We start from the raw sequence: 15950 nt of genomic DNA on the forward strand, positions 1-15950 counted from the left end.
TTGGTTAGTTAATTTCGTCTATTGGGATTCCAAAATAGAATTCTAAAACTTTAAGTTTAAAAATGTACTCGTATTTTGTTCTTACCACATCAGACTGTGCATTTTCGTATTGAATGGAAGATTGATTAAAATCGAATGCATTAGACAAGCCTACTGTATAACGCTCTTCGGCATACTCGTAAGCCAATTGTCTTGCCTCTGCGGTTTGTTTAGCAGCATCGTAAGACAAACGAGCCGATTTAGCATCGTTATACGCCTGATACACTGTGGCCTCTAAATCTAAATTGGCTTGCTCTAACAGGTACTTAGAACGCTCTACATTTACTTGACTACGCTTTACATTATTTCTAGTAGCTAGTCTGTTAAAAATAGGAATATTAAGCTGCAATCCAAACGATGTACCATCAAAAGTGTATAACTGATCTATAAAAGGCATTCTAGACCCAGAATAAATAACTTCTCCTGTTAATGGACTAACTATAACCGTAGATGGATCTACATTTGTACTAGACCATCTGGTGTTATACCCCATAAAAGCAGAGAGTGTCGGGTAATAATCGGTTCGTGCCAACTCTAAATCTTTTTGTGCCAACTGATAATTCATATCGGCAATTTTAACATCGTAAACTTCTTCTTTAGCTTTAGCAATAATTTCGTTAGCGTCTTTATCTAAAATATCATCCGAAAAAATACCATAATCTTCTTCTACAACATCAAACGTTTGGTAATCTTCAATTTTAAGCAATTGTGCTAAACCCACTCTAGAAATAAACAAATTGTTTTCTGCGGCAATAATTTGTTGTTTTTGGGTTGCATCGGTCGCTTTAATTTCAAGTAAATCGCCTTGTGGCAATACCCCTGCATTCACTAACTCCTGAGTTCTTTCTAAATTTTCTTTAGTAATTTTATTTTGAGCTTGTAACACTTTTAATTGCTCTTTATTAAATAAAATCTGCACAAAAGCATTAGCAACATTTATAGAAATGTCGTCTTTCATTTTATCTAATTGATACTGACTTGCCAACACATTTAATTTTGAACGCTGTAAATTTTTCCAGTTTTGAAGCCCTGCAAAAAGATTCACCCCCGAGTTTACTCCGCCACTTAACGATTTAAACGTTTGGTTTTCGAACTGGTTTGTTGCCGGGTTAATGTTAGAACCTGTGTTGATATTATATGATGAATTTGCCGATAAGTTAGGCAAAAAGTTCATGACTGCCTGATTTTTATCTATATCGGCCAATTGCGTATCTAACTCCGACTGCTTTATGGTAATGTTATTTTCAAGAGCGTAATCTACACATTCTTGAATGGTCCATTTATTATTGTTCTGGGCTTGTAATGTAATTCCTCCTAAAAGAAAAGCGCCTATTAAGATAATTTTTTTCATAATCATTATATATGTCTAGATAGGTATTAAAGTGTTACACTGCTTTACAAAAAATTATTGCGCATATTTTGGAGTGCCTTGAATTTGGTTCCAAACTTTAATTTTATCCGATTTTGATAGTCCTTCTTTTACTTCTACAAAAATACCATCGCTAATACCTAACTGCACATCTTTTCTTTCAAAATTCTGATTTCCTGTTTCTATCTCTACAAAAGGTAATTTGGTTTTATCGTCGTACTGTACCAAAGCCTCATTAATAGCCAAAACATTTTCGGCTTTGTCTAAAATAATAGAAGCATTGGCGCTTAAACCTGCTCTAATAAAAGTGCTATCTATTTTTTTAAGTGTACCTTTAATTTCGAATTGAATAGCACCATTTTCTTCAACGCCTTTAGGAGCGATGTAATCTAAAATAGCATCAAATTTTTTATCTTCAATAGCACCTACCGTAATTTCTAATGGCAGATTTTCTGTTATTTTACCTACTTCACTTTCGTCTACTTTCCCTTCAAAAATCATTTTGTTTACATCGGCTAACGACGCTATAGATGTTCCTTCGTTAAAATTATTAGCCTCTATAACTTGGTTTCCTTCCTTTACAGGAACATCTAAAACCATTCCCGAAACGGTAGATCTAATAAGTGTTTGGGCGATGTTTCCTAAACCAGAAGTGGTTCCTGTTTTTATAATGTCGTAATTTTGTGTGGCCGATTTTAAATTAATTTCGGCTTGTGCTACTGCTTGTTTGGTTTGCAAGTAGGTGTTTTTGATGCTTTCGAAATCATTTTCAGAAATCACACCTTTTTCGAACAATGCTTTTTGACGCTGGTAATTAGACTCTTGTGTTTCTAAATTAATTTTTGCGGTTTGCAAAGCTGTTTCGTTTGTAGAAATGGCGTTTCTAGCACTGGCCAACGACGATACGTTTGGGATAACTCTAATTTTTGCTATTAAATCGCCAGACTTTACATACTCGCCCGCCTCGATATAAATTTCCTCTATTACTCCAGAAATATTAGGTTTAATAAGCACTTCTTCCTTAGGAACAATATTGCCTGTAGCAACAGTTTTAACAGTAATGGTTTGCTCTACTGGCGATTCTGTGGTGTAAGTTATAGGATCTTCCTGATTTTTTTTCCACAAGTAAAATAAAGCGATCCCGAATACTGCAACAATTAGGACCAATACGATAACGGTAGTTGTTCTTTTCATTTTATACGACTTCTATTTCTTTTTTTAATCTATTCTTAATGCGTCTACAGGTTTCATTTTAGTGGCGCTATTGGCTGGTATTAACCCGGCCAACAGACCAGAAACTACTAATATTATTAAGGCTGTAAATACGACAGACATGCTTACACTAGGGTTTACAAAATTGTCTACAGGCCCCATTTGGTCTAATAGATAATTCATAAGCCAAATAACACCCGCAGCAAACGAAATACCTACCATACCAGAGATAATGGTTAATATTAAACTTTCTTGTAAAATTTGCGATTTTATAGTCCATGGCGAAGCGCCCAAAGCACGTCTTACGCCAATTTCTTTCGTACGTTCTTTAACCACGATAAGCATGATATTGCTAATTCCGATAATACCCGACATAAGTACTAGCGCCCCTACAAAATATCCTACAAAACTTAATATAGAAAACAGACCATTAACACGCCCAAAGGCTTCAGACAAATCGAAATTACCAATAGCTCTATCGTCTTTCGGATCTATTTTATGTCTTGCCTTTATGATATCGAAAATTTTAGGTTTCAATTCGGTGATACTGATACCGTCTTCGCCAGTAATCGCCATCCAATCTACGCTATCGCCACTATTAAAAGCTTGTCCAAACGAAGTAAAAGGCACAAAAATAGTATTGGCATCTTCTTCCTGATCGCCTTGGCTATTAGCAGCTTTAAAGGTACCAACCACCATAAAATTTACACCATTAATTTTAATGTAAGTCCCTATAGGATCTTCATCTTTATCGTAAAGCCCTTTTACAACATCTTTACCAATAACACAGGATTTTCGTTTACTGTTTATATCGGAATAACTTATAAATCGGCCACGGGTAATATCCATAGGCTGCTGATTGATGTACTCTGGATAATCGCCATTAACCTGAAACGCTCCTGTTTTAGTACCTCGCGTTACATTATTATCGCCATTAAAGCCTCCTAACTGATTTCTAGGAGACACATATTTTAACTCTGGTATTTGAGCTTTCAAAGCCTCTACATCGCTAAGTTTATAAGTAAAAGACCGACCTTTAGGAAGCCCTTTATAAGAAATAGAAGTGCGTTGCGCCCACATAAACATCGAGTTTGTGGCAAAATTCCCGAAATCGGCAGTTACGCCGTTTTTTAATCCGTTGGTTAACGCTAATAACAATACCAAAATGGTAATGCCCCAGAACACTCCAAAAGCCGTTAAAAACGTTCTGAATTTATTAGCACTTAACGCTTCTAATATTTCATTCCATCGATCTTTACTAAACATCTTATTCGTCTCTTAAAGCTATTATGGGTTTAATTTGTGCTGCTCTGTAAGCTGGGAAAAAACCAGCCAGTGCTCCCGCAAATACTAATATAAATACGGTAGTTAAGGCGGTATTAAAATCTACTTGCGGATATTTAATAAAATCGCTTTCTATTAAGGGACCTACAAGTTCTAACAAGGCTAAACCTAAAATAAGGCCGAACAAGCCCGAAAACATTGTTACAAAAACCGATTCTTGTAAAATCATACCCACTATAGACATGGGTTGCGCGCCTAAAGCCTTACGAATACCAATCTCTTTTGTACGTTCTTTTACAATAATTAGCATGATATTACCAACCCCTACCACACCAGCAATAATGGTACCTATACCCACAAACCAAAATACCGCAGAAATGGTATTTATTAAGGTATAGATTTGCTTGGCTTCCTCCATGGTATTATACACACGTATGGCATTGGTATCGTCTGGTGCTACGGTATGCCTAATTTTTAAATCGTTTTCTATAGCCTTCGTAATCTGCTCTGAGGCGACCACAGCTTCATTAAAATTATCCGATATGTTTAAGGTAAACATCATGTTACGGATATTGTCTGCGCCGTTAAACGCACGTTGGGCAGATGACAACGGAAGAAACACTTTGCTCTCGTCGCGCTCTCCTCCCGGATCGAAAAAGACACCTACAACTTTGTAACTAATACCGTAAAGCGAAATTTCTTTGTTAATCGGATCTTCATCTTTAAACAAATCCTTTTTTACACGATTACCAATAACCGCTACTTTTTTAGCGCCTTCTACATCGGCATTATTTATAAATCGCCCTTGTCCAATATCTGCATTTTCTATAAACTGGTTTCCGGGTAAAATACCTTGAATGCGATAATTTCCCGATTCGTTTTTATAATTTACAAGTCCGCCCCAAATCGTATAAAACGACGATTTATGTTCTATTTCTTTATCATACTTTCTAGCAATGGTATTGAAATCGCTATTTTTAAATTGAATTTGACGCCCTGGATTTAAGCCTTTATACTCCTTAGTTGTAGACCCCGCCCAAATACTTATTAAATTTGATGCATCGCGCTGAAACTGAGAGGTAACACCATTTTGAATACCCGTACTAAAACCCAACAAAATTACCAAGATAAAAATACCAGATGCTACAGAAAGCCCAGTTAGAAAAGTTCTTAATTTATTCTTTCTAAGGGTTTCAAAAATTTCTTGCCAACGTTCTATATCAAACATTTGCTAAAGCTCTAACTTGTTCTACTTTGGTATCGTTTATAATTAAACCATCTTTTAAGTTCACAATACGTTTGGTCATTTGGGCAATATCAGGTTCGTGAGTTACAATAAGTATGGTTCGGCCTTCATCGTTAATGCCTTGAATAAGATCCATAACCTCGTAAGATGTTTTGGTATCTAAAGCTCCCGTAGGTTCGTCTGCCAAAAGCACTTTAGGGTCGCTAGCTAAAGCACGGGCAATAGCAACACGTTGTTTTTGCCCCCCAGACATTTCGTTAGGTAAATGGTGCGACCATTCTGCTAAACCCACTTTCTCTAAATAATGTGCTGCACGTTCTATACGTTCTTTTCGTTTTATACCTTGATAATACAATGGCATAGCTACGTTATCTAAAGCCGACTTATAATTAATTAAATTGAAGGATTGAAAGATGAATCCTAAAAATTTATTTCTGTAATTCGCTGCAATTTTTTCGTTAAGATTTTTAATAGGAACACCATCAAGTGTGTACGAGCCCGAATCGGCTTCGTCTAACATTCCTAAAATATTAAGCAAGGTAGATTTACCTGAACCAGAAGACCCCATGATGGATACTAACTCACCCTCTTTAACATTAAAATTTATTCCTTTTAATACATGAAGCGAATTGCTTCCCATGTGGTAAGACTTATGTAAATCTTTTATTTCTATCATATTACATACTTAACGATTGCAATGTTAAACAAATATGGATTTAGATTATACTAAAAATTTGTTAAGACTTCGCTTGTATTCTATTAAATAGACTACATATAAATAGACTGTAAATTCGTTAAGTTGTTACACCAAAAATCAATTATTTTTTCGAGGTATTAAATTTTCTGTATAATGCATAACCAATCCCTGCAATTAACACATATGGAATAGCCATTAAATATACAATACCATCGTTTATGCCTTTTGCTGTACCTTGTCCTTCTTCAGATTCTAAAACAGCACGGCACATGGCACATTGTGCTTCGACAGGAAGCACTGCAATAACTACTAAAATAAAAAATATAACCTGTTGCTTTTTCATAGCTAAGCGTAATAAGGAGAAATTAAGATATACACCAAAACCCCTGTAACAGCCACATATAACCACAACGGAAATGTAATTTTTGCTATTTTACGGTGTTTAACCACATCGTTGGTTATACCTCGCACATAAGTTATAAGTACAAACGGAATAACTATTATAGAAAGTATAATGTGTGTTATTAAAATAAAGTAATACGCATATTTTATAATGCCTTCGCCTCCAAATTTAGTAGAATCGCTAGTCATATGATATGCCACATACATTACTAAAAACAAAGATGACAAAACCATAGCAAACTTAATAAGTAGCTCGTGGCGTTTTACATTCTTTTTTCGAATGGCATTAAAGGCCAAAATTAAAACCAATGCTGTTAGCGCATTTATACAAGCATAAATAGGCGGCAAAAAACTTAAAGGCTCCACATTGGGCAGCTTAACACCAAATAAAATGGCTACAGCCACCGGAATGGCAATAGATAGCACAACAATCCATTTGTTATACTTCTGGGCTTTGGCAAGATCTACAGTATTATTCATTTAAAAGTTTTTTTATGTCTTCTTTAAGCATGCTAATTTCTTCGGCTTCGCCATCTTCACTAAATTTATCTGCTTCGGAAATGGTACCGCGATAATAAATTTTAGGATTACCATACGCGTCTGTTCTAGAACGAATAAATCCTTTTTTATCGATTAGCGCAAAATTTCCAGAATGCTCGAAACCACCAGCCACATTGTCGTCTTGAGCAGTATAGAGGTTAAAACCTGTGTTTGCTAAACTATAGATAGCGTCGCGATCTCCTGTTAATAAATTCCAATTCGGGTTAGTAATTTTATAATCGTTGGCATACGATTTTAAGACTTCTGGCGTATCGTGACTGGGATTGATTGTAAACGATGCCACACCAAAATTGTCAATGCCTTTAAAATGATCTTGAAGCTGCACCAGATTTTGATTCATTATTGGGCAAATTGTTGGGCATGTTGTAAAAAAGAATTCTATAACATACACCTTATCTTCGTAATCTTTATTTGTAATTATTTCACCATTCTGATTTGTAAAACGGAACTCCGGCACTTGCTTTGGTGCACCGTTAATCTCTAAAAAAGCAAGTTTTTCGGTAGATGTGAAATTATTATCTGGCACATTACTCATTCTATCACTTCTGGTAATGTCGTTATTTTTTATACGGTCTACTATTTTAGGGATGAAAATAATACCAAACACCAAAATAATAAAGGCAATACCTACATAAGAATAATTAGATTTACTGCTCATAACTTCCTTTTAAATCGTTTTCTCGTCTAGATGATGAATCGAAATTACCTTTTCGCTTTTGGCGGTATTCGGTAAAAAGTATTCTTACATCTTCGCTCATTTTATTTTTTAAATCGGCTACTTTAATGATGTCATAGCTACGTTTTTCGTAAGCCGCTTGTTGTTTTGCCAACTCGTTATCGCTTCTGTCATCTAATCGGCCACGCAAGTTGAGTTCTTTATCTATAATAAAAACGGCATTGGTAGATAAATCGTCTGCAAGCCCATCTTCTGCTTTTAAACTATTATAAACCGCGTTTATATTGGTAGCATTTCCAAACACAAAATGCCAATAGTCAAGCGTTTCGTATTTCATTAATTCACGCCTTAACGTCAAGGCTTCCTGCTTGGCAGATTCTGGCAACACAATTACTACCTGAAACGTTTTAAATCCTTTAAACTTATCGTAAATCAGTTCCTTTAAATTAGAAGCCCCTGTAAGTTGCTCCATAGGTTGTGCTCCAAAAAAACCTAATACCGTTAAATGATCTTGTAATTTTACCTTTTCATTATCCACGGTTCCAAAAGCCCCTAATTCTTGCACGCCTTCATCTAAAACATCTAAAGTATTGTAATTGTGCTTGGCGGGATAGAGCAGCAATAAAAACGTAACCGGTAAAAAAAACAGTATGATTAATACTGCGTATCTCTTAATTTTTTTTAAATCCATATAGCTTAAAGAAACGACATTTTACTTAGGCTTAACGCGTTTATATTGTGGTGCAAAAATAAAAAAGACGGTTTAAAAAACCGTCTTAATATATTGTTTTAACACTAGGAGTCTTTTAAGACTAAAAATCGTGTGTTATAAAACCAGAAGAATATACATCGTGCACGTAACCACCTTCTTGTAACAAGATAAATACAAGGTAACATATTAGAAAAACACCTGTCCAAACAATGGCGCGTCTTAAACCTGGTAATTCGTCACGTAAGTGCATAAAATCCCAAGCAATATAATATGCTTTAACAATGGTTAAAATAATGAAAATCCAGTTTAAAGCTTTCATGCCCAAAACGTAGCCCATTAAAAATTCTGGCTTGTATATACCAAGAATTACTTCTATTGCTGTTATAATTGACAAGAAAATTAATACGCCCCAAATTTTTTGAATATTGGATTTAAATTTTAATGCGCCTCTAAATATTTCTAATTTATGCTCGTGTGCCATTTTACTTTTTGAATTAAATCTTAAAAATTATACTAAGTAGAAGAATGTGAATACAAATACCCAAACTAAATCTACAAAGTGCCAGTATAAACCAACTTTTTCTACCATTTCGTAGCTACCTCTTCTTTCGTAAGTACCTAAAATTACATTAAAGAAAATAATGATATTTAATACAATTCCAGAAAATACGTGAAATCCGTGAAATCCTGTTATAAAGAAAAAGAAATCGGCAAAGATAGGAGCGCCATATTCGTTTACGTGAAGATTCGCACCTTCAACCACTAGCTTTCCGTTGTTTTTTAACTGTTGTATAGACTCGCTTCTAGACAATACGGTTTTATGTCCGTTTTCGTCTAACAATTCTGTTCTTACTAAAATATCTTCGTTAGCTTCTAAACCTTTAACCACTTCATCTACGGTATAAGTTGGCAAAGTGCCTTCGTTTACAAACCATAATCCGCTTTTACGCTCATGTTGTGTTCTTTCGGCATGGCTATCGGCAACAGCGAAATCTCTAATAGCTACACGATGTCCTTCTGCATCTACAAACTGTAATAGGTTACCAGAACGTGTTTGCACAGCACCGTAATCGCCTTTAATGAATGTTGCCCATTCCCAAGCTTGAGATCCTACGAAAATAATACCACCTATAATGGTAAAAAACATGTACCATGTTACCTTTTTCTTGTTTAAATGATGTCCTGCATCTACAGCTAATACCATAGTTACCGACGACATAATTAAGACAAAGGTCATGAAGGCCACATATATCATTGGTAATTCTTGACCATGAAGAAACGGAACGTGCGTAAACACTTCGTCGGCAATAGGCCAAGTTTCTATAAATTTAAATCTCGAAAATCCGTAGGCTGCAATAAAGCCTGAAAAAGTTAAAGCATCTGATACGATAAAAAACCACATCATCATTTTACCGTAGCTTGCACGCAATGGTTCGTTTCCACCACCCCAAGTTTTTACCTCGGTTCCAGTATTTGCAACTGTAGTACTCATATTAAGTGTTTAGTTTAAATGTTAGGCAAAAATAATCAAATATTTTATCTAAAGAAATATAAAAACAAAAAGAGGTACACCCACAGTACATCTACAAAATGCCAGAAGGTTGAAGCCAGTTCAAAACCAAGCATTTTAGTTGCGTTATATTTATGTTTAAAATGATTATAAATTACTACCAGCAAGCAAATTAAACCAACAACAACATGCAGTACATGCATTAAGGCAATTACATATACATAAGACATGGTGATGTTACTTGTTGGCCCTGTAAAATTGTATCCTGCTTGTATTATCTCGCTAAAACCTACAAATTGGTTATATACAAAGGCAACGCCTAAACCAAATGTTACCAATAGTAGTACAGTTGTAGCTTGTCTGTTTCCTTTCTGTAATGCCTTTTTGGCCAAAAATAAAGTAACACTGCTCACAATTATTAGCACAGTACTGATAATAAATGCTGTAGGAATTACAAAATCGGACAACCAATCTGGTCTAGAACTACTTACTATAAAAGCACTGGTCCACCCGGCGAAAGTCATAATTAAAGAAATGATACCAAACCAAAGCATTACCTTTTTTGCTCTTGCTCTTTTTTCTTCTAAAGTTCCTTGTGTTAAATCCATCTCTTATCTTAAGAATTTATCCAATACATAAATAATTTGTATTAGAGTAATATACAACACGCTTGCCAACATTAACTGTCTCGCTGCTACTGTTGTCATTTTTTTAAATAATTGAATTGCATAATACAACATCACCAAACCGCACAAGAATACAATTATAGCGGCTATTGGTGTTAAATACAAACGCCCTGTAAATCCAAAAGCTGGAACCACAGACACTAGTATCGTCCACACAGTATACATAATTACTTGCACCGCAGTGCCGCGATCTTGCTTTCCTGTAGGAAGCATAAAAAATCCACCTCGTTTATAATCATCGTATAAAAACCAACCTATAGCCCAAAAATGTGGGAATTGCCAAAAAAACTGAAGCATAAACAGCGTACCTGGTTCTATTCCAAAGTCGTTAGTTGCTGCTACCCAACCTAACATAAAAGGAATTGCCCCCGGAATGGCACCAACAAAAACCGATAACGGTGTTTTGGTTTTTAAAGGGGTATAAGCGCTAGTGTATAAAAAAATAGAAATCGCACCAAACATGGCGGTCTGCGGATTGATAATATACAATACAGCAACTCCTAAAACGGTAAAAACAGCAGCTATAATAAAAGCGGTATTTACAGACATTCGGCCCGCAGGAATAGGTCTGTTTTTAGTTCTATTCATTAGGGCATCTAAATCTCTTTCTATAATTTGATTAAAAGCATTGGATGCTCCCACCATAAAATAGCCTCCAAAAGCCAATAATAAAAGTACTTTAAAATTTACCGTATCGACACCTAACAAATAACCAGCCAGCGACGAAAACACCACGCTTAAAGACAAGCGCATTTTGGTAATCTCTTTAAAATCTGAAATAACAGAGTGTGCAGTAACGGACGTTTGTGTAGTACTCAATGTATCGATAACTTATCGCATTAATATTTTTGCGTGTGCAAAGATACTTTGAAAAGTTAATTCTACAAATCAAAATACCAATTAAATAGGTCGCTACGCAAACCAATATTAAACCATACTGTATGGTTTTTAAAAGTGGTTGCCGTTGTAGCATCAGGATTAAAGTTACGATAACTTATATTGCCGAATACTTTTAAATTTGTAGCTGGATTTACAAGATAGCCTGCCTGAATTTCGGCATTTACCGTTTTTGTTTTAATGCCTTGCCCAATTTTAACTCCTGTATCGTAAGGTCTATCATTATAATCCCTATAAATATCGCCTCCATAACTATAAGTATCGGTTTCGGTGTTAAAATCTAAACCACGTACTCCTAAAATAAGTTTGGCATCAGCAAACCAACGTTCGTAATTGTAACGCCCTATTAAAATGAACTCTCTAAAATTCGCGCCCCATAAATGCGCCATAGATTGGTTATTATGCCCATAATTTAACACTATGGTATTATGCGAATAGGTATAAGGCCGCACCTGATTGTATTCGGCCTGAAGCAGTAAATTTTTAATAGCAAATGCGTTGTAATATTTATAACCTAACTGAAATCCAAATTTATTCTTCCAACTTTTATCGCCTCCTGTAACATCGCTTAGCGAAAATTCGTCTAAAATAAATTGACCATACAAATTCATACTGTTATTCAATTTATATTTAGAAGTAAATCCTAATACAGCATTCCCCGCACCCTGGCCTGTTTGAAATTCGATAGCACGTAAAAATATTAACGGATTTAAATAATTGACATCAAAACCTCTATCGTTTGTATTGGTCCACAACACCGATTCGAACAAGCCAATATTTAACCGTTTACTCACATTCCAGCTCAAATAATGATTCGCCATGTATTTTGTTAAATACGTTTTATCTACCGTAACTTCTGGCCGGACGTCTTTTAACCAAAACCAACTACTGGTATATTTAATTTTCCAGAAATTAACATTAAGCTTTAAATATGGTGACGGGCTAGCTACGTCGCTAACTAACAACGAGCGATAACCATCGCCTATAAAGTTTTTACCATAACCAAATTGAATGTTAGCAAATTTTACTGGCGAATACGACATATACGCATCGGCCACAGGATAATCGTAAGCATCGGTTTTATAACGTTTGGCTATACCGCGCCCTGGAATAATGGCAGGATCTGGACCCCAAGCAGCGATACTCTCGGCATAATCATTAAAATATTGTGCAAAACGACCTTGACTTTCGTAAAAAGCGGTAGAAAATGTAAAATGCTTTCCCAATCCACCTTGAATAAGGATACCTCGCGTGTTGTTATAAGTGGCTCCAAAATCGGCTTCGGTATCTTTACCTACTTGTAAATCTAAAATAGGATCGAATAAAAACCAATAATCATCACCTTCAATTTCTACCAAATGTTCATTCCATAACTTTCTTCCAAACCACGACGTTTTATCTTTCTGCAACTTTTTATCTTCTGCTTCAAAATCGTAATACTTAACCACATCTTCATACAACAATGGTTTTGACGCCGTATGCGAATTTTGCCCTATTTGATTGACACTCTGATCGAATTTTGAATAATAACTATGGGAAAACGGAATATTTAAAGTGCTTTTAAACTGTTTTTTAGTGCGATGTTTTAGCGACTTACTAATACTATCTATTTCGTTTGACACTACTGACTCGTTTATAGATTCAACCTCGTTAAGTCCGGCTTTAGATTGATACGGTTGAAGCGGAATAGGTATGGTTACCGAATACTGTTTAAAATGCGGCGTGCCATTATAAGTTGCAGGTGTTACTTTTGGAAATAAAGTCAACACACGCTTGGCTTCGGTTTTTAACGACTCGTACATGGCGTCAGCATAAATATATTTAAAATTACCTGACGGATCTACTTCAAAAAGTAATACAACTTCACCTGTAAATGCCTTAGCCGTTAATGTGTCAGGCACTATAAAATTATCATTTATAATTTTATATACGGTTGTATCGAAACACGACTGCAATAAGGTGTCGTTTACGGTGTTGCAAGTTTCGAAAACAGGTGGTTTTTGAAAATATAAAGGATCTTGGGCTAAAGTTATTACAGATTGAAAAAGCAATAGTATTGCAATACATGTCTTCATGAAAAATAGCAGTAGTTAATTTAGTGTTGAAAGATACTATTTTTTAAGTACACATAAATAAAAAAGCCGTTAGGTTTAAAATCTAACGGCCAAATAACAAATGAATACTATAATTTACTCTTGGACTTTAAAAATTATTGGCATGGTATACATAACACTAACAGGTTTATCGCGTTGTTTTCCAGGAGTCATTACAGGAATTTGCTCTAACACGCGAACAGCTTCTTGCTCCAAATCGGTATTTGGGGCGCGAGCCATAACATCGGTAACCTCACCATTAGCATTTATTTTAAACTGCACATGAATACGTTGCACCCCATGCAATCCTTGATCTTCATTTATACCTGTATTAAATTTACGCTGGATAAGTTTAGCTAGTTTATCGGACATGCAAGATTTTCTGTCTTGATTGGTTTTAAACGATTCGCATCCGGGGTAAACAGGAACAACCTCTACTCCCATCATATTATAAATCTCATCCATATCTTCTGGTTTATCATCCAAAACAATATCCGATACATTTAAGGTATTAGAAGGTTTTGGCTCTGTAAAAACGTCTTTAAAATCCGTAGGTTCTGGCGTATCGTTCGATACAATTTTAGGTGTACTGGTTAACACTTTAGATTTTGTTTGCTTCTGTATTGGTTCGGCCACGGGCTCTTTATAAATTTCGAACGTCCTCGTTATTGGCTCTTCTTTCAGGCTGGTATCGTTATACACAAAAGTATCTAGCGAATCGGCCGGATTCTTAAACTGAGCTTCTAGCAACGCGTAAGCCAACAGCAAGCACAGTATTAATCCTAACTGAAAATAAATAAAGGCATTCTGCTTTACCTTGTTCGCTTTGCGTTGTTTACTAGCATCACCAGTGTTTAACACAACACTCTCTAAAGGTTTAATGGTTTTCTTCATAATAAAACTGTTTAAATGTTAATATTTTATTAAAACACCAATAAACATGCCGAAATTAATCACAAAAAAACCCGATACTAAAAAGTATCGGGTTTTTATATAAACTGAATATGATATTTAATCCTGTACTTGGAATACAATTGGTAAAGAATACGGTACAATTACCGCTTTACCTCGCTGCATACCTGGTTTCATTTGTGGTAATTTATTAATTACACGAGCAGCTTCCTGCTCTAATTTTGGGTGTGGTGCTCTAGCACGAACGCCTGTTACATTACCACTTTTGTCTATTTTAAAGATTACGTTTATACGCTGTCTTCCTGATAACCCTAATTCGCCAGCTAAATCTGTATCGAAGTTTTTACTTACAAATTTAGTAATCTTATCCGACATACATTTTTTCTTTTCAGCATTGCTTCCTTTTTCACAACCTGGGAATACTGGCACATTTTCGATGATTGAGAATGGAACCTCTACATCTTCTTCAACCTCTTCTACTTGTACTTCTTCTACTTCTACAATTTCTTCTTCTTGACTTGTTTCTGTAGATTCGATTACGGTTTCCTCTACCTCTACCTCATCTTCAACAACCTCAATCACTTCTGGTGCTGCAGGTGGTGGCGGTGGTGGTGGCGGTGTTTGTAATTGCTGAGTAATTGGAATTTCTTCATCCATTTCCTCATCCATACTTACCATACCAATATCGATAGCTTCCTTATCGTATGTTTTAAAATTAATTGCAAAATTAGTTAAGGCTAACATTAACGCTAAACCAATTGCAAAGTATAAAGCACTGTTACGGCTAACATTTGCTTTAGGATTTTTCTTAGGTTCCATAATATATTGTTTTCAGGATTGCTAAAATAACCAATTATTTGGCAAAAAAGCAAACGATTATATTTTTTTGTGATTAGTTTTTTGTTTGAACACTAATACTAAGAGGGTTAAAATTATACCTGAAGTATTAGCTAAAACATCTAACATATCGAATTGTCTTGTTTCTGTTAAAGTACCTTGTAGAATTTCTATTAAAAACCCAAAAGCTACCGAAAACAGAGCTGCAGACATTAAGGCTTTGCGTTTGGGCCAATTTAACCCCCAAAATGCACCTAAATACCACACTAACAGCAACAAACAGTATGCCAAAAAATGAAAGATTTTATCGCTATTTTTTGGCGCGTCATGTGTAATGTCTCCTAAATTTACTAAACTTAAGGTTAATAGAACTAGAGAATAGCATAACGCAGCCGGTATAGCCAATCTTTGTTTAAGCACCTACCAAGGCTTTATAATCGTCGGCAGATAACAATGCGTCTACTTCTGTTGGGTTAGAGAATTTAATTTTAATCATCCACCCATCTCTATAAGGGTCGTTGTTTACCACTTCTGGTTCGTCTTCCAATCTTTCGTTAAACTCGATAATCTCTCCAGATAATGGTAAAAATAAATCTGAAACTGTTTTTACAGCTTCGACAGTACCAAATACTTCTTCTACGTCTAAGGTTTCGTCTACAGTTTCCACTTCTACATAAACGATATCTCCTAGTTCACTTTGCGCAAAATCTGTAATACCTACAGTGGCAACATCGCCTTCAATTCTTACCCACTCGTGGTCTTTTGTATACTTTAATTCTGATGGAATATTCATGCTATTTGTTTTAAATTAGATTTA

At 35.4% G+C, this 15950-nt stretch carries 18 protein-coding genes; all 18 read right to left on the reverse strand.

What is annotated here, in order from left to right; translation table 11 throughout:
- Positions 1 to 4: 4 nt before the first annotated feature.
- The 18 genes from ACR9EA_RS15275 to gcvH all read right to left on the reverse strand — a co-directional run bounded on the left by ACR9EA_RS15275 (position 5) and on the right by gcvH (position 15926).
- Entirely contained in the window at positions 5 to 1390 is a 1386-nt protein-coding gene (locus tag ACR9EA_RS15275; RefSeq protein WP_435134949.1) for a TolC family protein, read from the reverse strand.
- 54 nt (positions 1391 to 1444) lie between these two features.
- On the reverse strand, positions 1445 to 2602 hold the full coding sequence (locus ACR9EA_RS15280) for an efflux RND transporter periplasmic adaptor subunit (protein WP_435134952.1): 1158 nt from the start codon (positions 2600 to 2602) through the stop codon (positions 1445 to 1447).
- Between the two features lie 24 nt (positions 2603 to 2626).
- Positions 2627 to 3886: an ABC transporter permease gene (locus ACR9EA_RS15285; RefSeq protein WP_435134955.1), complete on the reverse strand. Its 1260-nt coding sequence runs from the start codon at positions 3884 to 3886 to the stop codon at positions 2627 to 2629.
- Position 3887: 1 nt separating this feature from the next.
- Positions 3888 to 5132 (reverse strand): ABC transporter permease, encoded by a 1245-nt coding sequence (locus ACR9EA_RS15290; RefSeq protein ID WP_435134957.1) that lies wholly within the window; start codon positions 5130 to 5132, stop codon positions 3888 to 3890.
- Positions 5125 to 5826 (reverse strand): ABC transporter ATP-binding protein, encoded by a 702-nt coding sequence (locus tag ACR9EA_RS15295; RefSeq protein ID WP_435134959.1) that lies wholly within the window; start codon positions 5824 to 5826, stop codon positions 5125 to 5127. The genes ACR9EA_RS15290 and ACR9EA_RS15295 overlap by 8 nt, the downstream gene beginning before the upstream one ends.
- A gap of 142 nt (positions 5827 to 5968) precedes the next feature.
- Positions 5969 to 6190: a hypothetical protein gene (locus ACR9EA_RS15300; protein WP_435134962.1), complete on the reverse strand. Its 222-nt coding sequence runs from the start codon at positions 6188 to 6190 to the stop codon at positions 5969 to 5971.
- Between the two features lie 2 nt (positions 6191 to 6192).
- On the reverse strand, positions 6193 to 6729 hold the full coding sequence (locus tag ACR9EA_RS15305; protein WP_435134964.1) for a DUF420 domain-containing protein: 537 nt from the start codon (positions 6727 to 6729) through the stop codon (positions 6193 to 6195).
- A complete protein-coding gene (locus tag ACR9EA_RS15310; protein ID WP_435134966.1) occupies positions 6722 to 7468 on the reverse strand; it encodes an SCO family protein in 747 nt (248 codons plus the stop codon). Before ACR9EA_RS15310 ends, ACR9EA_RS15305 begins: the two co-directional genes overlap by 8 nt.
- Positions 7458 to 8177, reverse strand: a complete 720-nt coding sequence (locus ACR9EA_RS15315) for a hypothetical protein (protein ID WP_435134968.1) — start codon at positions 8175 to 8177, stop codon at positions 7458 to 7460. The genes ACR9EA_RS15310 and ACR9EA_RS15315 overlap by 11 nt, the downstream gene beginning before the upstream one ends.
- Positions 8178 to 8298: 121 nt before the next feature.
- Positions 8299 to 8679: a cytochrome C oxidase subunit IV family protein gene (locus tag ACR9EA_RS15320; protein WP_435134970.1), complete on the reverse strand. Its 381-nt coding sequence runs from the start codon at positions 8677 to 8679 to the stop codon at positions 8299 to 8301.
- A 27-nt stretch (positions 8680 to 8706) separates the two neighbouring features.
- Complete coding sequence (locus tag ACR9EA_RS15325; protein ID WP_435134972.1) at positions 8707 to 9690, reverse strand: cytochrome c oxidase subunit 3; 984 nt, start codon at positions 9688 to 9690, stop codon at positions 8707 to 8709.
- A gap of 44 nt (positions 9691 to 9734) precedes the next feature.
- Positions 9735 to 10316, reverse strand: a complete 582-nt coding sequence (locus ACR9EA_RS15330; protein ID WP_435134974.1) for a cytochrome c oxidase subunit 3 — start codon at positions 10314 to 10316, stop codon at positions 9735 to 9737.
- Positions 10317 to 10319: 3 nt separating this feature from the next.
- Positions 10320 to 11213: a heme o synthase gene (cyoE, locus tag ACR9EA_RS15335; protein ID WP_435134976.1), complete on the reverse strand. Its 894-nt coding sequence runs from the start codon at positions 11211 to 11213 to the stop codon at positions 10320 to 10322.
- A 62-nt stretch (positions 11214 to 11275) separates the two neighbouring features.
- The gene (locus ACR9EA_RS15340) at positions 11276 to 13366 is read right to left on the reverse strand and encodes a gliding motility protein RemB (protein WP_435134977.1); all 2091 of its coding nucleotides are present in this window, start codon (positions 13364 to 13366) and stop codon (positions 11276 to 11278) included.
- A 114-nt stretch (positions 13367 to 13480) separates the two neighbouring features.
- Complete coding sequence (locus tag ACR9EA_RS15345) at positions 13481 to 14278, reverse strand: energy transducer TonB (RefSeq protein WP_435134979.1); 798 nt, start codon at positions 14276 to 14278, stop codon at positions 13481 to 13483.
- Positions 14279 to 14395: 117 nt separating this feature from the next.
- Positions 14396 to 15115, reverse strand: a complete 720-nt coding sequence (locus ACR9EA_RS15350; protein WP_435134982.1) for an energy transducer TonB — start codon at positions 15113 to 15115, stop codon at positions 14396 to 14398.
- A 57-nt stretch (positions 15116 to 15172) separates the two neighbouring features.
- Positions 15173 to 15553 carry a VanZ family protein gene (locus tag ACR9EA_RS15355; protein ID WP_435134984.1) on the reverse strand — a complete coding sequence of 127 codons (381 nt, stop codon included), beginning with the start codon at positions 15551 to 15553 and terminating at the stop codon, positions 15173 to 15175.
- On the reverse strand, positions 15546 to 15926 hold the full coding sequence (gcvH, locus tag ACR9EA_RS15360) for a glycine cleavage system protein GcvH (protein ID WP_435134985.1): 381 nt from the start codon (positions 15924 to 15926) through the stop codon (positions 15546 to 15548). The genes ACR9EA_RS15355 and gcvH overlap by 8 nt, the downstream gene beginning before the upstream one ends.
- Between the last annotated feature and the right edge of the window lie 24 nt (positions 15927 to 15950).

This window comes from Formosa sp. A9 (genome assembly GCF_051200825.1).
In the GTDB taxonomy this organism is placed as follows: domain Bacteria; phylum Bacteroidota; class Bacteroidia; order Flavobacteriales; family Flavobacteriaceae; genus Formosa.

Excerpts from the sequence above, each read along its gene's own strand:
- ACR9EA_RS15350 (WP_435134982.1), bottom strand. The coding sequence starts at position 15,115 with ATGGAACCTAAGAAAAATCCTAAAGCAAATGTTAGCCGTAACAGTGCT.
- ACR9EA_RS15320 (WP_435134970.1), bottom strand. The coding sequence starts at position 8,679 with ATGGCACACGAGCATAAATTAGAAATATTTAGAGGCGCATTAAAATTT.
- ACR9EA_RS15305 (WP_435134964.1), bottom strand. The coding sequence starts at position 6,729 with ATGAATAATACTGTAGATCTTGCCAAAGCCCAGAAGTATAACAAATGG.
- ACR9EA_RS15345 (WP_435134979.1), bottom strand. The coding sequence starts at position 14,278 with ATGAAGAAAACCATTAAACCTTTAGAGAGTGTTGTGTTAAACACTGGT.
- ACR9EA_RS15310 (WP_435134966.1), bottom strand. The coding sequence starts at position 7,468 with ATGAGCAGTAAATCTAATTATTCTTATGTAGGTATTGCCTTTATTATT.
- ACR9EA_RS15290 (WP_435134957.1), bottom strand. The coding sequence starts at position 5,132 with ATGTTTGATATAGAACGTTGGCAAGAAATTTTTGAAACCCTTAGAAAG.
- ACR9EA_RS15280 (WP_435134952.1), bottom strand. The coding sequence starts at position 2,602 with ATGAAAAGAACAACTACCGTTATCGTATTGGTCCTAATTGTTGCAGTA.
- ACR9EA_RS15325 (WP_435134972.1), bottom strand. The coding sequence starts at position 9,690 with ATGAGTACTACAGTTGCAAATACTGGAACCGAGGTAAAAACTTGGGGT.
- ACR9EA_RS15275 (WP_435134949.1), bottom strand. The coding sequence starts at position 1,390 with ATGAAAAAAATTATCTTAATAGGCGCTTTTCTTTTAGGAGGAATTACA.
- ACR9EA_RS15330 (WP_435134974.1), bottom strand. The coding sequence starts at position 10,316 with ATGGATTTAACACAAGGAACTTTAGAAGAAAAAAGAGCAAGAGCAAAA.
- ACR9EA_RS15300 (WP_435134962.1), bottom strand. The coding sequence starts at position 6,190 with ATGAAAAAGCAACAGGTTATATTTTTTATTTTAGTAGTTATTGCAGTG.
- ACR9EA_RS15295 (WP_435134959.1), bottom strand. The coding sequence starts at position 5,826 with ATGATAGAAATAAAAGATTTACATAAGTCTTACCACATGGGAAGCAAT.
- ACR9EA_RS15285 (WP_435134955.1), bottom strand. The coding sequence starts at position 3,886 with ATGTTTAGTAAAGATCGATGGAATGAAATATTAGAAGCGTTAAGTGCT.
- ACR9EA_RS15315 (WP_435134968.1), bottom strand. The coding sequence starts at position 8,177 with ATGGATTTAAAAAAAATTAAGAGATACGCAGTATTAATCATACTGTTT.
- gcvH (WP_435134985.1), bottom strand. The coding sequence starts at position 15,926 with ATGAATATTCCATCAGAATTAAAGTATACAAAAGACCACGAGTGGGTA.
- ACR9EA_RS15340 (WP_435134977.1), bottom strand. The coding sequence starts at position 13,366 with ATGAAGACATGTATTGCAATACTATTGCTTTTTCAATCTGTAATAACT.